The sequence below is a fragment of the Lutibacter citreus genome (genome assembly GCF_003260195.1).
GTDB lineage: Bacteria > Bacteroidota > Bacteroidia > Flavobacteriales > Flavobacteriaceae > Lutibacter > Lutibacter citreus.
Genome location: NZ_QEIH01000010.1, coordinates 104,376 through 121,610, shown reverse-complemented (window position 1 = coordinate 121,610; position 17,235 = coordinate 104,376). Strand labels below are relative to the sequence as shown.

Below are 17,235 nucleotides of genomic sequence, written 5' to 3'. Positions count from 1 at the left end.
TCAATATCCTTGTTTATTAAAAGAGAAACAACACTTTCTTTTAATTATTGAAAACAAAAAACGCAACATTTTAAACTTGTTAAAATCTTGCGTTCAATAAAACACAATTACTTCTCAAGAGTTTAAATTTGCTCTCAGTTATTGTAATTCCGTTAATGTTTCTTCTCCTTTGTAGAAGGTACTGCAAATGAAAATGTTGGATAACCACCATTATCTAAATCACCGTCACATTCCTTAAGAAGAATTGCTTTTAATTCTTTTACTTTATTTGGATACTTTTCGTTCAATACATTTTCTTCTCTATAATCTTTTGGAAGATAATACAATTGAAATACTTTCTTCTTATTTTCATATCTTAGCTTCCATCCTTCTTTAGTTACAATTCCAGGGCCTGTTTTTGATGAAAAAACTGTGTAATCACGCTCATCACTTTTACTACCTAACAATGTTTTTGAATAGGATTTACTGTCCTTTTCATGATAGTTCTTACCTCCTATCAATTCTGAAAGTGTATTTAAAATATCATAATTTGCTACCAATTGGTTACTTTCTGTACCCGCTGCAATCTTACCTTTCCAAAACCAATACAACGGCACCCTAACTCCACCTTCCCAGCTAGCTCTTTTTAAACCTGCCATTCCATTATTCCCATCAAATACATCTCCGTTGATATCACTATAGAACTTCGTTTTTACATTATCAAACTTCCCTCCATTTAACATACGTTTTCCATCTTCAGTTCTTCCTGTTTGAAGTGTAGGTACTTCATGTCCATTATCACCCGTAAATATTATAATAGTGTTTTCTAAAAGGCCTAATTTATCAAGATGATTATATAGCTTCCCAACACTATTATCTAAAATTTTCACCATGGTTCCAAATTCTTTTTCTATCTCGGTTAAGTCAGGATTGTTTTTTAATTCAGCATCCACTTCAGGAACAGAAACAGGCCCATGAGGCAACTGACTAGAGTAATACATAAAGAAAGGCTTATTCGTTATTTTAGGATTATTCTCATCTATAAATTTTAATGCTTTCTCCATAAATACATATTCCGAGTATTTTTCTTTACCCGTCATATCCCATCTCTTTTTATAATTTTCTGGTGATTCCCGTGAAAATGTAACCCCACAATCAACATGGGTATTCCCAGGTATTTCAATCAAATTTCCGTTTTCAAATAAAAATGGAGGATAAAATCCATGACATCTTCTATGATCATAATATCCAAAGTGATAATCCCAATCATGACTCTTTATTCGCTCAGGTGATGTGGCAAATCCCCATTCTAATTTTCCAAATTCAGCAGTTACGTATCCCTCATTCTTAGCTACAGTTGCTAAAAAAACCTCATTTTCACCAGCAGGAATAGATACTTTATCAATTTTTTTAGAAAGCTCAGCTACATTTATTTCATTAGCTGGTTTCATATACACTCCTCCTTGAGTAAAAGACCAAGGTTGTAAATGAGCATCATGCATACCACTTATTAAACTTGCTCTTGCTGGTGCACAAAAATTGCATCCATATACATGATTAAAACGCATTCCTTGATCCGCTAATCTATCAATATTAGGAGTTGTAAAGTATTTCTGTCCATAATTACTTAACATTCCTCTTCCCATATCATCAGCATAGATTAATATGATGTTTGGTTTTGTACTTTTCTTTTTCTGTGCTTTTATTGCTGTTGTTGTTAACAAAATTAAGCAAATTATTAATTTGAATATTTTCATCTTATTTATTATTTTTCTTTGAAATAAATTTGGATTTATTTCCTCCTCTTATTGCGTTAAATTTAAAAATCAATTCTTGAAGTTTTTCTTTATTAATTTCCGCTAAATTAATCTGTTGACTCGCATCTTCTTTTAAGTTATACAACTGATAATTTTTTGAACTTCCCATTTCAATATTTCTTTTAATAGCAGGCCCCTTATAAGGAGGAATCATAACCCAATCCCCTTCTTTATAGGCCGTTTTCGTAATTGCTTCAATTACTAAACTTTCTCTTCCTTTATTAGATTTCCCTAAAAAAACATCTAACAATTCTTCACTATCTTTTACTTTAACATCACTTCCTACAAATTTTGACAACGAAGATAATAAGTCTATTTGACATACCATTGCATCAGAAACTTTAGGTTCAATTGTTCCTTTCCAATAAGTAAAAAACGGCACATGTGTTCCTGCTTCAAAAAGGCTATATTTCCCACCTCTAAATTCACCTCCAGGAGTGTGTTTCCCTAATTTCTCTTCTGCATCATCGTAATAACCATCATTTAAAACAGGTCCATTATCACTAGAAAAAACTATGAATGTGTTTTCTAATAAACCCTCTTGTTCTAAGGTTTTTATAAATTCACCAATACACCAATCTGCTTCTAAGATTACATCTCCTCTTGGCCCCAAACCCGATTTCCCTACAAACCTAGGATGTGGTGTTCTTGGCACATGTGGTTGTTGCATTGCATAATATAAAAAGAAAGGTTCGTTTTTATGTTTTTTTACATAATCTTGAGCACCTTCTAAAAAATGGTCTGCCATGTCTACATCCTTCCATTTCGCACTTTCACCACCTTTCATATAACCTATACGAGAAATACCATTTACAATACTCCCATTATGTCCATGATGCCATTTCATAGTTGTTAATTCAGGGTTTTCTAGACCCGTAACTTGCCCTTCAAAATTATCTTTATTTCTAACCTCTATTGGATCTTTTGGATCCAAACCAACAACATTTCCATTTTTTATATAAACGGTAGGCACTCTGTCTTGTGTTGCAGCCATTATATAAGAGTAATCAAAACCTACTTCATTTGGTCCTGGAGTTATTTTATTATTCCAATTCATTTCTCCAGCACCTAAACCTAGATGCCATTTTCCTATAATTCCTGTGTAATATCCATTTTCTTTTAACATTTTAGGAATTGTCATTTGATCTGTTTCAATAATTAAAGGTGCAGATCCAGATAGTACTCTAGCATTTTTCTCTCTCCAAGGATACTCTCCTGTCAACAAAGCATATCTACTTGGTGTACATGTTGCAGAGGAAGCAAATCCATTTGTAAAACGAACTCCACCCTTCGCTAATTTATCAAGATTAGGTGTCTTTATTTCCGTTGCTCCATTAAACCCAACATCTCCATACCCCAAATCATCTGTATAAATGATTATGATATTAGGCTTTTCTATTATTACTGCTTTCTTATGCTCTCCCATACTGCAAGAGACTGCAAGTACAGCGGATAATACTATCAAATATTTTTTGATCATAACTTTCTATAAAAATTAATTTAAATACTTCTGAAATATTTTTATTTGAGGCCACTTTAATTTTGAGTCTTTTAAATTTGTTGGCTGATTTGCTCCAAAGGTACTTCGCCCATTTTTGATAATTTCAGCCAATTCCTTTGTCAATTCTTCTACAACTTTAGGATACTGGGAACTAACATTTATCGATTCAATTGCATCCTTTTGCATGTTAAAAAGCATTTTAGAAGAACTATTTACAATTGGCTTATCTTTTGGGTTGATACGATGATCTCCTCCATCTTCAGCAAAAACTAATTTCCACTTACCTTTTCTTATGGCAAAACTTCCATCTCCAGAATGATGTACAATTGCACGATTTATATTTCCTTTAATCGATTTTCCTTTTAAGGCAGACAAAAAACTCTTACTATCTTCACCTATATTATTTGGTAATTCTTTATCAAATAATTCTGAAAAAGTAGCTAACAAATCTGTTGTACAGATTGCTTGCTCATATTTTGTATTTGCTTTTACATTTTCTGGCCAACGAACTAAAAATGGTACACGATGCCCTCCTTCAAAAAGAGATCCTTTACACCCTCTATAGATTAAACTTGAATAATGACCTTTTGCTTGCATTTCATTAAACAATGCCTTCGATGAAGTTCCGTTGTCTGCTGTGTAAATAACTATTGTATTTTCTGAAAGATTTAGTTTGTCTAATGTATTTAGTACTTCTCCAACAACCCAATCTGTTTCCATACAAAAGTCTCCATGAAGATTTAAACCACTTTTCCCTTTAAACTTTTCACTAGGAACTATGGGTGAATGTGGTGAAGGAAGTGGAAAATAAACAAAAAATGGTTCATCTTTGTTTTCCTCAATCCATTTACAAGTTTTTTTAGCGAAAGTAGATAGCACCTTTTCCTGAACATAGTCCTTAGATACCCAACCAGATTGTGCATCAATAATATGACGTTTTTGTAGTCCTTCTGGATTCAAGTTTTCAATTTCTCCTAAAGCAAAATCGTTTTCAATAAATGCATGTGGAGACATATTTAATGATCCTGCTATCCCATAATAATAATCAAAACCAAATTTGTTAGGTCCATATTTTATAGGTGCTTTAGGAATTACTGATGTAGTATTTAAGCGTCCTCTTTTATTATATTTTGGATTCTCAACAGTTTTCCAGTCCATTCCTAAATGCCACTTCCCAATACATGCTGTTGCATAACCTTGCTTTTTTAAAAAAGTGGCCACTGTTTCCCGCTCTATATTAATTAAATGTGGACTTAGGCCTGAAAGAACTCCTTTTTTAAGAGAAGTACGCCAAGCATAACGTCCCGTTAAAATTCCATATCGCGTAGGTGTACAAACACTTGAGTTTGTGTGTGCATCAGTAAACATCATTCCCTCCTGCGCTAATCGATCAATGTTTGGAGTAGGAATTTTCCCTTCCTTATTGTATGCTTGTACATCACCAATCCCCATATCATCAGCTAAAATGTAAATAATATTTGGTTTTTCAACTTCCTTTTTAATAGGCTTTTTATTGCTACTACAGCTTAACCCACAAAATATTACAACAATTGCTATTAAATTTTTTAATACTCTTATTTCTTTCATTTTTATTAAAAATTGTAGGTACTCTTCTTAAATTTTAACAAACTTATTATTCATATTATTAACTTGAATAATATAGACTCCGGGATTCAAACCAGCTATGTTTATTGCTTTGTTTTTATAGACTCCTTTATCTACGATTTTACCAAATAAATCATAAATTATATACGGTTTATTACGCTCGTTAAAACTCAATAAAATAGTTTCACTTGAAGGATTTGGGAATACAATTATTTTGTTGTTGACATCAATATTTTTAGAAAATATACCTTCACATTCTTTATTTGATGCAACCTCCAACCTATCTCCAGCATTAACATCAATTTCAAAATTACTTAAAGATGTATTTAACACTAAATTCCCATTAATTAATACACTATATGGAGGTGTACCTTTATTTACACTTATGGCAGCTTTGTTAGATTTAACTGCAATTTTTCCTGAAATTGGTTCTGCCTTTTCAACTTCAACTTTAAAACATCTTTCAAAACACTTGTTAGGTATTGAAATACAAAATTCATAAGTATCTGTTTCTAGATTCTCAAAAACAATCTCATCTGTAAATTTGTATTCAATATCATTTAAATAAATCTTGTAATCATTCTCTAATTTTGCCTTAATTTCAATTTTACCATTATTTTGATTAGGACATGTTTCTCCAACAACTTTTATTGAAAAATTATCATTTTCAATTTCTTCTTTTTCAATAACTTTACTAAAATCATAAGCTTCTACTTCATAATCTAAATTGTGTGTACCTATATCTGAAATCCACTCTGGCCCTGTATGATTTAAAACCCATTCTTCTTTTTTTACTGCAGCCTGCTTTGATAAGACTTTTTCTTCGGCCTCTGTTAGTTCGCTTGGAGGACGAATACTTGGAATTTCATTAGAAATACAAGATCTTGTAATTGTACTTTCATCTATATTCACTGTATATGATTTGGCTTGGTTAAGAACTATCCCAACTGTTGGACCACCAGTAAAATGTTTAGTTCCTTCTAACGTTTTTAAGTTTTCAAAATCAGATTCTGTAAATGATAATACATCTGTACCCCATTTAAATTGGGCTTTATTACCATTAATTGCATGAATATTTTTAATTGATGAATCACTACTAAAATATCCTGATGTTCTAATAGGTGAGTCTTCCTTTACATGACCATCACCAAAAGACACAGCTCTTGAACAACCTATTGATGTTACTCCATCTACAGTAACCACTCCATTTTTTGCAGAATGTGGCCCCATTAAAAGTGTAGCTTTTCCATTTTCACAAATAATGTTTTTAGCCGTAATATCATATACTCCAACATTTATATTATTTGCTCCAACCTCTAGCCGCAATGCAACTCCACCATTCGCGTATAAATCCTCAAAGTGTATACTTTGCGCACCATGACATTGCACTAACGCATAATCTGGACTCACTCTATAATGTGTAATATTTCGCAAAGTACCATTAGTTGGTCTTGTAACTTCCCAACCTTCTACTTCTTCTGTTGTGTTTGTTTTAATAGGTGTAAATGTCATGGCTGAATAAGTGGTATTATTATCTTTAATCACCATATCCTGAATAAGAAAATTCTTAACCATTTTAGCGATAATAACACGTTGCTTATCTCCTATTTTTTGATCATATAAATCAACCGTAAAAGTACCTCCATCAGCTCTTAAACTAACATTTTCAATGAATTTATCACTTAAAACTTCTCTTCCTTTACTGTTTAATTCAATATGAAAAAATGTAAAAACAATACCAGTATCAATTTTAGGCCTAATAATAGTTCCTGACTCTATTATTACATGCACATTAGATTTCATTAGAATATTATTAAAACAATAAATTCCCTTTGGAATATAAACAATCCCTCCACCTTGTGCCTCTACAAAATCAATAGCTGCATTTACATTATCTGCCTGTTGAATTTCGGCATTATCATCAACTAAATTAAAATCATCCTTTGCATTTACTTTTAAACCATTTAAATCTATAGTTTCTGTGTATTGAGCATTTACCGTTTCGAAAAACAAAAACAGCATTAATACAAGTAATCTAAGAAAATGAATTGTTTTAATAAACATAGAAATTAGTATTGAATATTAGTTACTTCTAAAATGAATAAGCTTTGGCTTCATAATCTTTTACAACAACACCTTTATCTGAAATGAATTCATCTCCAGGGTGAGCTTTCTTCCATAATTTTTTCTCTGTACCCCAATTTTCTTCTCTCTTATCAGCACGTGTAATAATTGGCTTATCATTATGATGTGGAAATCCTTCCATTTTAATATTCTTTCCTATATTAATTGAATACGTAGTTGGCCCATAATGTACAGCTGTCACAGATGGCCCTTCATAAAACTTCCCATCAGAAAATACTTTTAAATATTCGAAATAATCCGATACTTTCGGAAACTCTAATAATGTAGGTCCTTTAACTTGGGCCGATTTTCCGTAAATAGCAAGAATATTATCAATTGAAGAATCTTTATGGAAATAACCAGGTGTTTGGTCTGGTGCATCTTTTTTCACACCACCATCACCAATAGTTACAGCAAATGTTGAGCCAATAGAAACTACTCCGTCAACTTTAATAATTCCATTTTTTGCTGAATGTGGTCCTAACATTACAGCACATCTTCCGTTTTTATTGATAATATTTTTAGCTGTTAAATCATAAACACCAACATTCTTATTATTAGCACCTACTTCTAATCTAAAAGAGACACCACCTTCAGCATATAAATTTTCAAAATGAACCGATTGTGCACCATGACACTGCACTAAACCATAACCAGGACTTGCGTTATAATGAGATATATTTTTTATTGTTCCTTTTGTAGGTCGAGATACTTCCCAATCTTTTACATCTTTTACTTTTTCATTAGAAGGGGCTAAAGTTATACCACAATAAACAGAATAATTATCTTTCACAATCATATCCTGAATTAGAAAGTTTTTAACCATTTTAGCAATTATTGCGCGTTGTCTGTCTTTATATTTAAGTGTATGATAATCTACAATAAAAGCTCCTCCGTTTCCACGAACACTAACATTCTCTATAAAAGACTTGGCATCGTTTTTTTCTGTTTTTTTGTCTACTGAAAAATTAAAAACAACGCCTGATGTAGGTTTAATAACTGTACCTTCTTCAATTAATAGATGTACATTAGATTTTAAATATATGCCTGAAAAACTATAAACTCCTTTTGAAATTTTAATAATACCGCCTCCTCTATTACTTACATCCTCAATAGCTTTATTTAATTTTTCGCTTTGATCACTCTTCGCGTTATCATCTTTTAGATTGTAATCTTTATTTAAATACTTTGTAAACCCTTTTTGGTTCATCACTTCTTTGTATTGCGCATTAACTGAAGTTACAGTTAATAACAACAAAACAGAAAAACTTAAAATTTTAACTATTTTTGAAATCATAATTTCACTATTTATAGATTCTTATTTTTTTTTAAAATTATATGCCTCAGCTTTATAATCATTAGCAAGAACACCTTTGTCTGATAAAAATTCTTTGCTAGTGTGCGCATCTTCCCAAGTTTTCTTTTCAGCTGACCAATTTATATTTCTAATATCTTCATGATGCATAATTGGTTTATCATTATTATAAGGAAAACCTTCCATTGTTACATTTTTAATTTTTAAACTAAAAGTTGTAGGGTAATATTCCACTGCGCCTATTGAAGGTCCTTCAAAAAACTTATAATCAGAAAATATTTTAAAAGAATCAAAATAAGCTTCAGCATTTGGATAACTTGGTATAGCCATACCTTTTACTTGTGCATTTGTACCATAAATAGCACGAACATTGGTAATTGAGGAATCATTATGAAAATATCCAGGAGTTTGATCTGGTGCATTTTTTTTAACATGGCTTTTTCCAACTTTTACAGCGAAAGTAGAACTTATTGAAGTTACGTTTTTAATAGTTACAATTCCATTTTTAGCAGAATGTGGCCCCATCATTAAGGCACATCGTCCATTTTTATTAATAATATTTTCAGCAGTTAAATCGTAAACACCTACATTTTTATTATCTGCACCTACTTCTAATCTAAGAGATACACCACCTTCAGCATATAAATTTTCAAAATGTATATTTTGCGCTCCGTGACACTGTACTAACCCATAACCTGGACTTGCCTGGTAATGTGAAATATTACGTAGTGTTCCATTTGTTGCACGAGAAACTTCCCAACCTTTAACATCTTTCTTTTTTTCTCCTGAAGGTGCCAAAGTAATTCCACAAAAAACAGTATAATTATCTTTTACAATCATATCCTGAATTAGGAAATTTTTCACCATTGAAGCAACAATTACTCGCTGTCTATCTCTACTTTTCAGATTATGATAATCAACTGTAAACGCTCCATTAATTCCTCTAATGCTTACATTTTCTATATAATCCGTACCGCCCTTTTCTGAATCTAGTTTAAAAAATACACCCGTTATAATATCTTTTTTTTGTATAACTTCTCCCTTAGTATTAACTATTTCCCTAGTCTGTCCTTTAGGTCCTCTTGGTATTTGAGCTCCCATTTGAGAATCCCTACCTAATTTTAAAATCGTTCCTGCCTCAATTAATAAATGAACATTAGATTTTAATACAATTTCAGAAATATCATAAATTCCCTTTGGGATATAAATATTACCTCCATTTTTTCTACTAGAAATCTCATCAATTGCTTTTTGCAACTTATAGCCTTGTGGGGTTGCAGCATTATCATTTTTTAGACCGTAATCCTTTTTTAAATCTACCTGAATCCCTTTAGGGTTCATAGTTTCAACATATTGAGCATTTGCTGTTAAAAAGAACAGAAAAAACATTGGCAAACCAATTAACTTTGAAATTTTTGAAATCATTTTTATTTTTTTTAGTGAAATTTTAATTCATTTATTTTGTTCTTTAGGAATTGAGTTAAACAATTTAACTCTAACTATAAACAATACGCTAAATTAGTTTCACATTGTACTAAATCTGTCTTTAATGGACTTTTGTATGTTTCCGTAAGTCCTAACTAAGATTGTTTTTTGACAGTATAACTTATTTCCAATTAATTTAAAATCACCAATTCAAATGGCTATTGTTTTCTCTACATTTTACTTCTTAAAACAACAACACCATAAGGTCTCACTTTAGCACTTACCTTGGTCTTATATTTCCCTATATCCTGTTGTCTCCATACATCTCGCATTATTTTTGTTCCTTTTAAGCCTAAAGTCTCCCAATCTAAAGTAGCAACGCTAGCATCTTTATTGAAATTAAAAATACCTATTGCTTTTTCTCCATCTGCTAGTTCTTTAACCAATACTTCAATACCATCCTTTGCATACACACACTTAGCAGGTAAAGCCAATTTATCTTGATTAATATCCAATATTTCAACATTTGTAAGCAGACCTTCCTCAAAATCACTTAAACTTCCCAAGTCTGTACTTAATAATAGTGGTCCACCCCATAAAGCAAAAGAAGACATATGGTGGTATAATTGATCAGCTGTTAAACTTTCTTTACTGCCATACTTTTGTAAACCTACCATCAAGAAATCTGGATCAGGAATATGTCCGGGACTACCTTCAAAACCTTTCTCCAACCATTTATTATGATTATCCCAATTTTCTCTCAGATTAAGATGATTTCCATCTCCATCCCATCGAGCTCGAATATCTCCCCCTGTTCGGAATACCTGTACGTAATCTTTGCAACGAATTGCTTCATAAATAGGACAAGAGTTTGAAATAGCAAATACAATATCTCTACCACTGTTTTTAAGTGCTATGGCCATGTTCATGATACTAGTTGAATCATTTGGATTCCAATCGTATTTCATGTAGTCAAATTCCCAAGCAGCCCATTGAGCAGCATCATTTTTATCAAATTTGTATTTCCCTAACAAAGAAGCACGTCCTTCTATTTTTGCTTGTTTAAAAGCTAAACGCATAGACGGATCCCATTTTCCTTCTTTATTATTACTGCTTCCTCCAATATATCCTGCATAAGAAGTAACCCAAGGAGTTGAATAAATACCTGCTTTTAGACCTAATGCATGAATGTCATCAACCATTTTTTTAATGTCTGGAAATTTAACCGAATCTGGCATAATCGCATTGTATTCACCACCACGAACAGCTCCTTGCCAACAGTCATCAATATTTACATAGCTGTATCCATAATTATTTAAACCACGGTCCAAAAGATTCTTTACATTGTCCATTACTTTCTCTTGTGAAAGCGTCTTTTTAGTAGCAATCCAGCTACTCCAACCTAATGGAGGCGTTAAACAAATTTCATTACCTACTTTAATTTCAAAATTCTTAACATCCTTACCTTTATCATTTTCTGCCAAAAATTTAACCTTATAATTTTGGTGAGATTTGTTCTTTATTGTTCCGGTAATAATACCTTTATTATCCATACTTAAACCCTCTGGAAGTCCTTCAACAGTAATTCTAATCGGTTTAATTCCGCTAACTGGAACAGCATATATAAAAGGATTACCTGAACGAACACCAAATACATCTGGACCATTAATTCTAGGTATTTCTGAAACTTCTGGAGTTAAAATATAGAAGCCATCTTCACAAACTGGATCATATATTTTGTTGTCGTTTAAACAAGATGAAACGCCTATAAATACGGCCATCATAAAACATATTTTGACACTACTAATTCTCATAATTATTTAATTTTTTTTATTGTATTTTGAAGTCATTTCACAAACAATAATCTTATTATCCATTTAATCAATGCAAAAAACATTCATTACAATAGTAGAATGTTTAAAACATAGACCAAATATGTTTCTTTACCGTCTAAAAAATATGTTTCTCCGTACGTTTCTTGTATCTATAAGTACATTTTCTATGTAAACAAAGATTTAACGCTAATCCATTTGATTTGAAAGATAATTATTCTAGCTAATTGGGTTTGTTTATGAGGAATTTCAAAAGATTAAAACACTATTGCCTTATTAAGAAATAAAAAAATCAACATTAAATAAATTTGTTCAAAGACATCACAGCAATATCTTTTCTAATTTATCAATTATTTTTGAATTTTGGCATACCCAAAAATTAATTCGCCAGTCTTTTTTTTACCGATTAACTTTGCTTTATAATCATGCTTATTTATACCAGTATTTTTGACTTCAAAAATTACAATTAAATCATTACCTTCTTTTTTATAACCAACAGAAATGGCTCCTCTCCCTCTATTAACTTCGAAAGAAGCACCAAACCTTAACGAGGTTAAATCGATATCAATTAAAGGGTCAAATCCATTCTCTGCTAAAATTTTCACGAGTATTCTTTCTGCTCCTTTTTTAAATTCAACTTTATTTAAAATTTCTAATTTTTTTTGAACTAAAAGCGGTAATACAATATTTTTTGAACTGTGATTATCATTTGCTAAATCAAAACTTTTTAAAGTATCAATTGCGGCAAAATTTATATGTGTTGCTCTACCGTATTTATCTTGTCTAATCTTTGGTCTTTCTAGTTTCCACCAATTTCCAAGAGTTCCACCTACTCGTTGCAATATAGTTGGATCAAATGCAATTCCTTCTTCATATGTCCAATTATGAATACCATCTTCTGAAGTAAGATGATATGCCTTTCTTCCAAAAGCATCATTCATTATTAAATTATACTGAACTTCATCTTTCCAAATTACGGGGTCTTCTTCATGAGAACCATTTTTTCTAAAAAAAGCAGGTGCTACGTTTTTAATTTCTACAAAATGCTCATCTCCCTTTCCTCCTTCAAATAGATGACCTTCTTTATTCATCATTAAAACTGTTCCATCTGTTCTTACAACATAAGTTCTGTTAGAAGAATTTAATTCTTTATCAACAAATTCAAAAGTAGTTTCAATTAATGCCCAAGGCCCTTCTAATTTGGGAGCTTTATACGCTTTGTAACCCATAACACCTATTATGTAACTACCATTTTTTAATCTATAAATTTCCGAATTGTGACCTTTTCCTATAACATCAACAACCTTAAAAGGTCCCATAAGATTATCACTCACAGCATGTACAACTTCTGAATCCCACCATATATTATGACCACTTTTTCCATTTCGCTTAGAAATATCTTCTCGCCAACGAGCAACAAACAAATGCTCTTTTCCATCATCTCCATGAATAATATTCCCTCCCCAATATGAATAATCAGGATCTTCAATTCCATTAGATACATTTCTTGGAATCACATTTTTTGCACCCCAAACATTTGAACTAATGTTTTCATTTTCTATAGTTTTAAATCTATCAATAAATGAGGCTCCATAAATTAATGAATCCTTTTTTATTACTTGAGCAGAAGAAATCAATCCAACAAGTAGAAGAGATAAAAAAAGTAATTTTCTATTCATAATTTTCAAGACTTTTCTTGTGATATTTGTTTATCAATATAATTACCATCAGGATATATAATTGTAGTTTTTACATCTTCCCCAAACATATGCTTGTTCTTCAGACATTAGATTGCGATAGCAACCTAATGTTCTAAAGTTATGTTCATCTGTATGAATAATTATTAAATTGGGCTTCAAATTTAAAAGAAGCAATTATTAAAGTTAATACTTAAATTTTTTTCTTTTAATAATTATTGTTTTCATATTATTTCTTAACTATTTCTAAATAATAAGCTCCACATATTATGTTTCCATTTTTATCTAAGAAATCTCCTCTTAATTTTGTTGAACCTTTATCAAATTCAACTTCAAAAGAGATTGATTTATTTGTAGAATTAATGTTTTTAACCTCTTCACCTTTATTTGAATTTAACTTTATTGAAGTTATTGGAAGTGCTACTCCTGCAGGTAACACACCACCATTTGGAACAACAGATTTCCAATTCACATAATCTTCAGCTAAAGGCACTTTTGTCACTCCAATTTGTTTTGAAAATTCACTAAAATATGGTGGACAACCAGCAGTGATTTCAGTATCCAATTCTTTTGGCCATCTTCTAAATGTTAATTCATAGTTACCTTTTTCTTCAACAAATACATTCCAAGAACCATTCATTGGTTTTCCTACTCTAACATCTACTTGCTGAGATGGATTTCCATCCTCTTCAATTTTAAGCCAGTCGAAAGACGTTAATTCTATATTTTTAAACCCTTTATAACCAATTCTAATTTTACTGCTTTTTTGAAGTGAAGGTTCTACAGATGTTCTCCAATTAGCATAATATGCTTGCATTTCTCTTAAAACTTTTGGATTTCCTTCAGCAATATTCTTTTTTTGCCCTGGATCTTTTTCAACATTAAAAAGTTTATCTCCATCAATTAATCTCCATTTATTCCAAAGCACACTATAACCATTCAACCCTTCTCTTTTAGTTGAAAATTGAACTACTGACATTCGTTTTGACATGTCTTGTTTTTCTCCTTTAATTAAATTTGAAAGACTTACACCATCAAATTTCTGCTCCCAAGGCATTTTTAACTCACAAAGATCAATAAGTGTTGGTAACATATCTTGAACTACAGTTAAATCATTAATATCTCTATCTGTTGAAGGAATCCCATCTGGCCAACGCAGAAAACAAGGAACTCGGTGACCTCCATCATAAACTGAACATTTTTTCCCTTTCATACCTGCATTGTATTCTGGTGTACCACAAGTTCCTCCATTATCACTTAAATAAAGAACAATGGTATTATCTTTTATATTCATCTTTTCTAAAGCAGTATCTAGTAATCCCAAATTTTCATCAAAATTGGCAATCATTGCATAAAACTGAGCCACTATTGGAGCTAAATGTTTGTATGGTTCCAAATACTTTGCTGGAGCATATTGTGGTGTATGCATAGCACTTGTTGGTATATATACAAAAAATGGCTCGTTGTCATTCACAGCCTTTTCAATAAAATTTATAGATTCAGAAAACCAAACATCTGTATTGTAACCTTTTGTTTTAGTTGGTTTTCCATTTTTAACGTATACATCATCAAAACAGTCATTATTCCAATGACTTGGAGTTTGCCAAACAGAAGCACCTGGAAATGTAAATGTTTCATCAAAACCACGATCACTTGAACGATATGGGTAAAAATCTCCTAAATGCCATTTTCCAAAATGACCTGTTTTATAACCGTTAGCTTTAAAAAAATCTGACATTAAATGAATTTCATTTTCATTTCCTTCAGTATCTGGAAATGATGTAAAAATATTAGTTTTCCCAAAACCATAATTATAGGCTCCATTTCTAACTGCATCAATTCCAGTCATTAATTGAGATCTTGAAGGCGTACAAATAGCTGATGTGTGAAAATCTGTAAACCTAATTGACTCTTTTGCTAGTTTATCTAAGTTAGGTGTTTTTAAATGTGGATTTCCAAGAAAAGCAATATCTCCATAACCTTGATCGTCAGAAACCAATACAATTACATTTGGTTGAGTTTTCTTGTTACAACTAATTACTAAAAAAGCGATTAAACAAATTGCGAATACTTTTTTTAAATTTATATTTTTCATTACTCTTTTATATTTTTTATATAGGTATAATATGCAGCTGTTGTAGTTTTATCATCTAACAAGAACCACGTTTGTATTTTTTGAACTCCTTTTATTAATTCTACTTCAAATTTAATTTCTGAATCTTCTTTGTGTACTATTTTTATAGCATCAAAATCTGCAACTTTTAATCTAGCTTTTTGTGCTTTTATTGCTAAGGCGGGCTGCTTATCTCGTTTCATAACATGTGTTGATGGATCCATAGGCATATAATCTAAATCTGCTGAACGAATAGATTTATCTAGTTCATTTGGCCAACGCCGTAAAGTTATTAAGTACTTCCCAGGAACCTCAACATCTATATAAGTATAACCATTTGTATGTAAAGCTTGTCTTATCATTTTTTGAGAATACAATACACTATTATCTTCAACCATTAAATTTTGAGACGTAATTTTAACCTCTTTTTGTTTTGAAGGATTGATAACAAACGGACAGTATTCGTCAGATTTTTTACTTACTTTTTTCCACCATTTTTCATATTCTCGGCTCAATTCTTTAACAACTTTTGGATATTTAGAAGCTAGATTTGTTCTTTGACCAATATCCTTTTTAATATCATACAGTTCTAGCGCTTTATCTAAATCTCCATTCAATCTCCAATTATTCTGCATTACAGAATATTCTTTATATTTAATCAAATTTCCTTCTCTTGTTGGTGCTCCAAATCTAGATTGGTTATGAACAACTACTGTTCTATTATTTAAATATTTAGAATTTTTATTTTGAATAGCTTCCTTTAAAGAAACTCCATCAAATCGTTTTTTTTCTTTATATTTTAAATCACATAAGTCTATAAAAGTTGGTAACAAATCTATATGAGAAGTAACTCCATTAATATCTTTACCTCCTATTAAACCTCCATCAGGCCAATACATAAAACAAAAAGCTTTATGACCTCCTTCATAATGAGAACCTTTACGGCCACGCATACCAGCATTAAAACCTGATTTTGCCCAACCATCATGATTCGGTTTTCCTTTAATTGCATTACTTACTCCACCAGCAGTACCGTTGTCATTAAAAACAACTACAATAGTTTTTCTATCTAATGAAAGTTCTTTTAGTTTCCTTCTCAATTTCCCTACATTCTCATCTACACAACTTATAGAACCATAAAAAGCTTGTCTTTGGTCATATGGCTTTCTGTAGCTTTCTGGCACATGAGCATAGCTGTGAGGAGCATTGGTTGGTAAGTAAACAAAAAATGGTTGATCTTTGTTTTTCTCAACAAAATCTATTGTTTCGTTAAACCATACATCTGTACAATAACCTTCAACCTTATCAGGTTTTCCATTTCTAAAATAAATATCATCATAGTAATTATTATCCCAATAATCTGGTGCCTCTCCAATAATACCTCCACCATGAATAAGGGATTCATCAAAACCTCTATCCATAGGTCTAAATGGGTAATTATCTCCTAAATGCCATTTTCCAAATACTCCTGTTTTATAGCCATTTTGTTGAAATACATCTGCCATTGTAACCTCATCACGTCTTAAATGATGACGGCTAGAATACGTTAACCACACGCCTACTTTTGCTGAATACCTTCCCGTCATAATTGCAGCTCTTGTTGGTGCGCAAGTTGGGTCTACATGAAAATCTGTTAATCTCACTCCTTCTTCACCTAACTTATCCATTTCAGGTGTTTTAATCCAAGGATTTTTGTGACTAGACAAATCTCCATAACCTTGATCATCTGTTAAGATTACAATTACATTTGGTTTCTTTTTTGTTTGTGCAACAGATAAGAACCCTATTAGGAAAAATATTGATATTATTATATTAATTTTTTTCATC

At 31.3% G+C, this 17,235-nt stretch carries 10 protein-coding genes; all 10 read right to left on the bottom strand.

Annotated elements, in window-relative coordinates; genetic code table 11:
• Nucleotides 1–152: 152 nt before the first annotated feature.
• Nucleotides 153–1,736 (bottom strand): sulfatase-like hydrolase/transferase, encoded by a 1,584-nt coding sequence (locus tag DAD81_RS18570; RefSeq protein ID WP_111709811.1) that lies wholly within the window; start codon nt 1,734–1,736, stop codon nt 153–155.
• 1 nt (nt 1,737) lies between these two features.
• Nucleotides 1,738–3,222 (bottom strand): sulfatase-like hydrolase/transferase, encoded by a 1,485-nt coding sequence (locus DAD81_RS18565; protein WP_245949362.1) that lies wholly within the window; start codon nt 3,220–3,222, stop codon nt 1,738–1,740.
• Nucleotides 3,223–3,291: 69 nt separating this feature from the next.
• Nucleotides 3,292–4,884, bottom strand: coding sequence for a sulfatase family protein (locus DAD81_RS18560; RefSeq protein WP_111709809.1), 1,593 nt, complete (start codon nt 4,882–4,884; stop codon nt 3,292–3,294).
• A 27-nt stretch (nt 4,885–4,911) separates the two neighbouring features.
• Entirely contained in the window at nt 4,912–6,966 is a 2,055-nt protein-coding gene (locus tag DAD81_RS18555; RefSeq protein WP_111709808.1) for a T9SS type A sorting domain-containing protein, read from the bottom strand.
• A 28-nt stretch (nt 6,967–6,994) separates the two neighbouring features.
• A complete protein-coding gene (locus DAD81_RS18550; RefSeq protein ID WP_111709807.1) occupies nt 6,995–8,323 on the bottom strand; it encodes a glycoside hydrolase family protein in 1,329 nt (442 codons plus the stop codon).
• A gap of 21 nt (nt 8,324–8,344) precedes the next feature.
• On the bottom strand, nt 8,345–9,766 hold the full coding sequence (locus tag DAD81_RS18545) for a glycosyl hydrolase family 28-related protein (protein WP_111709806.1): 1,422 nt from the start codon (nt 9,764–9,766) through the stop codon (nt 8,345–8,347).
• 230 nt (nt 9,767–9,996) lie between these two features.
• A complete protein-coding gene (locus DAD81_RS18540) occupies nt 9,997–11,550 on the bottom strand; it encodes a glycoside hydrolase family 27 protein (RefSeq protein ID WP_179950078.1) in 1,554 nt (517 codons plus the stop codon).
• A gap of 398 nt (nt 11,551–11,948) precedes the next feature.
• Nucleotides 11,949–13,277, bottom strand: a complete 1,329-nt coding sequence (locus tag DAD81_RS18535; protein WP_111709804.1) for a glycoside hydrolase family protein — start codon at nt 13,275–13,277, stop codon at nt 11,949–11,951.
• A gap of 247 nt (nt 13,278–13,524) precedes the next feature.
• On the bottom strand, nt 13,525–15,390 hold the full coding sequence (locus tag DAD81_RS18530) for an arylsulfatase (protein WP_111709803.1): 1,866 nt from the start codon (nt 15,388–15,390) through the stop codon (nt 13,525–13,527).
• Entirely contained in the window at nt 15,390–17,234 is a 1,845-nt protein-coding gene (locus DAD81_RS18525) for an arylsulfatase (protein ID WP_111709802.1), read from the bottom strand. The genes DAD81_RS18530 and DAD81_RS18525 overlap by 1 nt, the downstream gene beginning before the upstream one ends.
• Nucleotide 17,235: the final 1 nt, after the last annotated feature.

Coding starts and splice junctions, on each gene's coding strand:
- DAD81_RS18555 (WP_111709808.1), bottom strand. CDS start 6,966: ATGTTTATTAAAACAATTCATTTTCTTAGATTACTTGTATTAATGCTG.
- DAD81_RS18525 (WP_111709802.1), bottom strand. CDS start 17,234: ATGAAAAAAATTAATATAATAATATCAATATTTTTCCTAATAGGGTTC.
- DAD81_RS18545 (WP_111709806.1), bottom strand. CDS start 9,766: ATGATTTCAAAAATTTCAAAGTTAATTGGTTTGCCAATGTTTTTTCTG.
- DAD81_RS18560 (WP_111709809.1), bottom strand. CDS start 4,884: ATGAAAGAAATAAGAGTATTAAAAAATTTAATAGCAATTGTTGTAATA.
- DAD81_RS18565 (WP_245949362.1), bottom strand. CDS start 3,222: ATGGGAGAGCATAAGAAAGCAGTAATAATAGAAAAGCCTAATATCATA.
- DAD81_RS18530 (WP_111709803.1), bottom strand. CDS start 15,390: ATGAAAAATATAAATTTAAAAAAAGTATTCGCAATTTGTTTAATCGCT.
- DAD81_RS18535 (WP_111709804.1), bottom strand. CDS start 13,277: ATGAATAGAAAATTACTTTTTTTATCTCTTCTACTTGTTGGATTGATT.
- DAD81_RS18570 (WP_111709811.1), bottom strand. CDS start 1,736: ATGAAAATATTCAAATTAATAATTTGCTTAATTTTGTTAACAACAACA.
- DAD81_RS18550 (WP_111709807.1), bottom strand. CDS start 8,323: ATGATTTCAAAAATAGTTAAAATTTTAAGTTTTTCTGTTTTGTTGTTA.
- DAD81_RS18540 (WP_179950078.1), bottom strand. CDS start 11,550: ATGATGGCCGTATTTATAGGCGTTTCATCTTGTTTAAACGACAACAAA.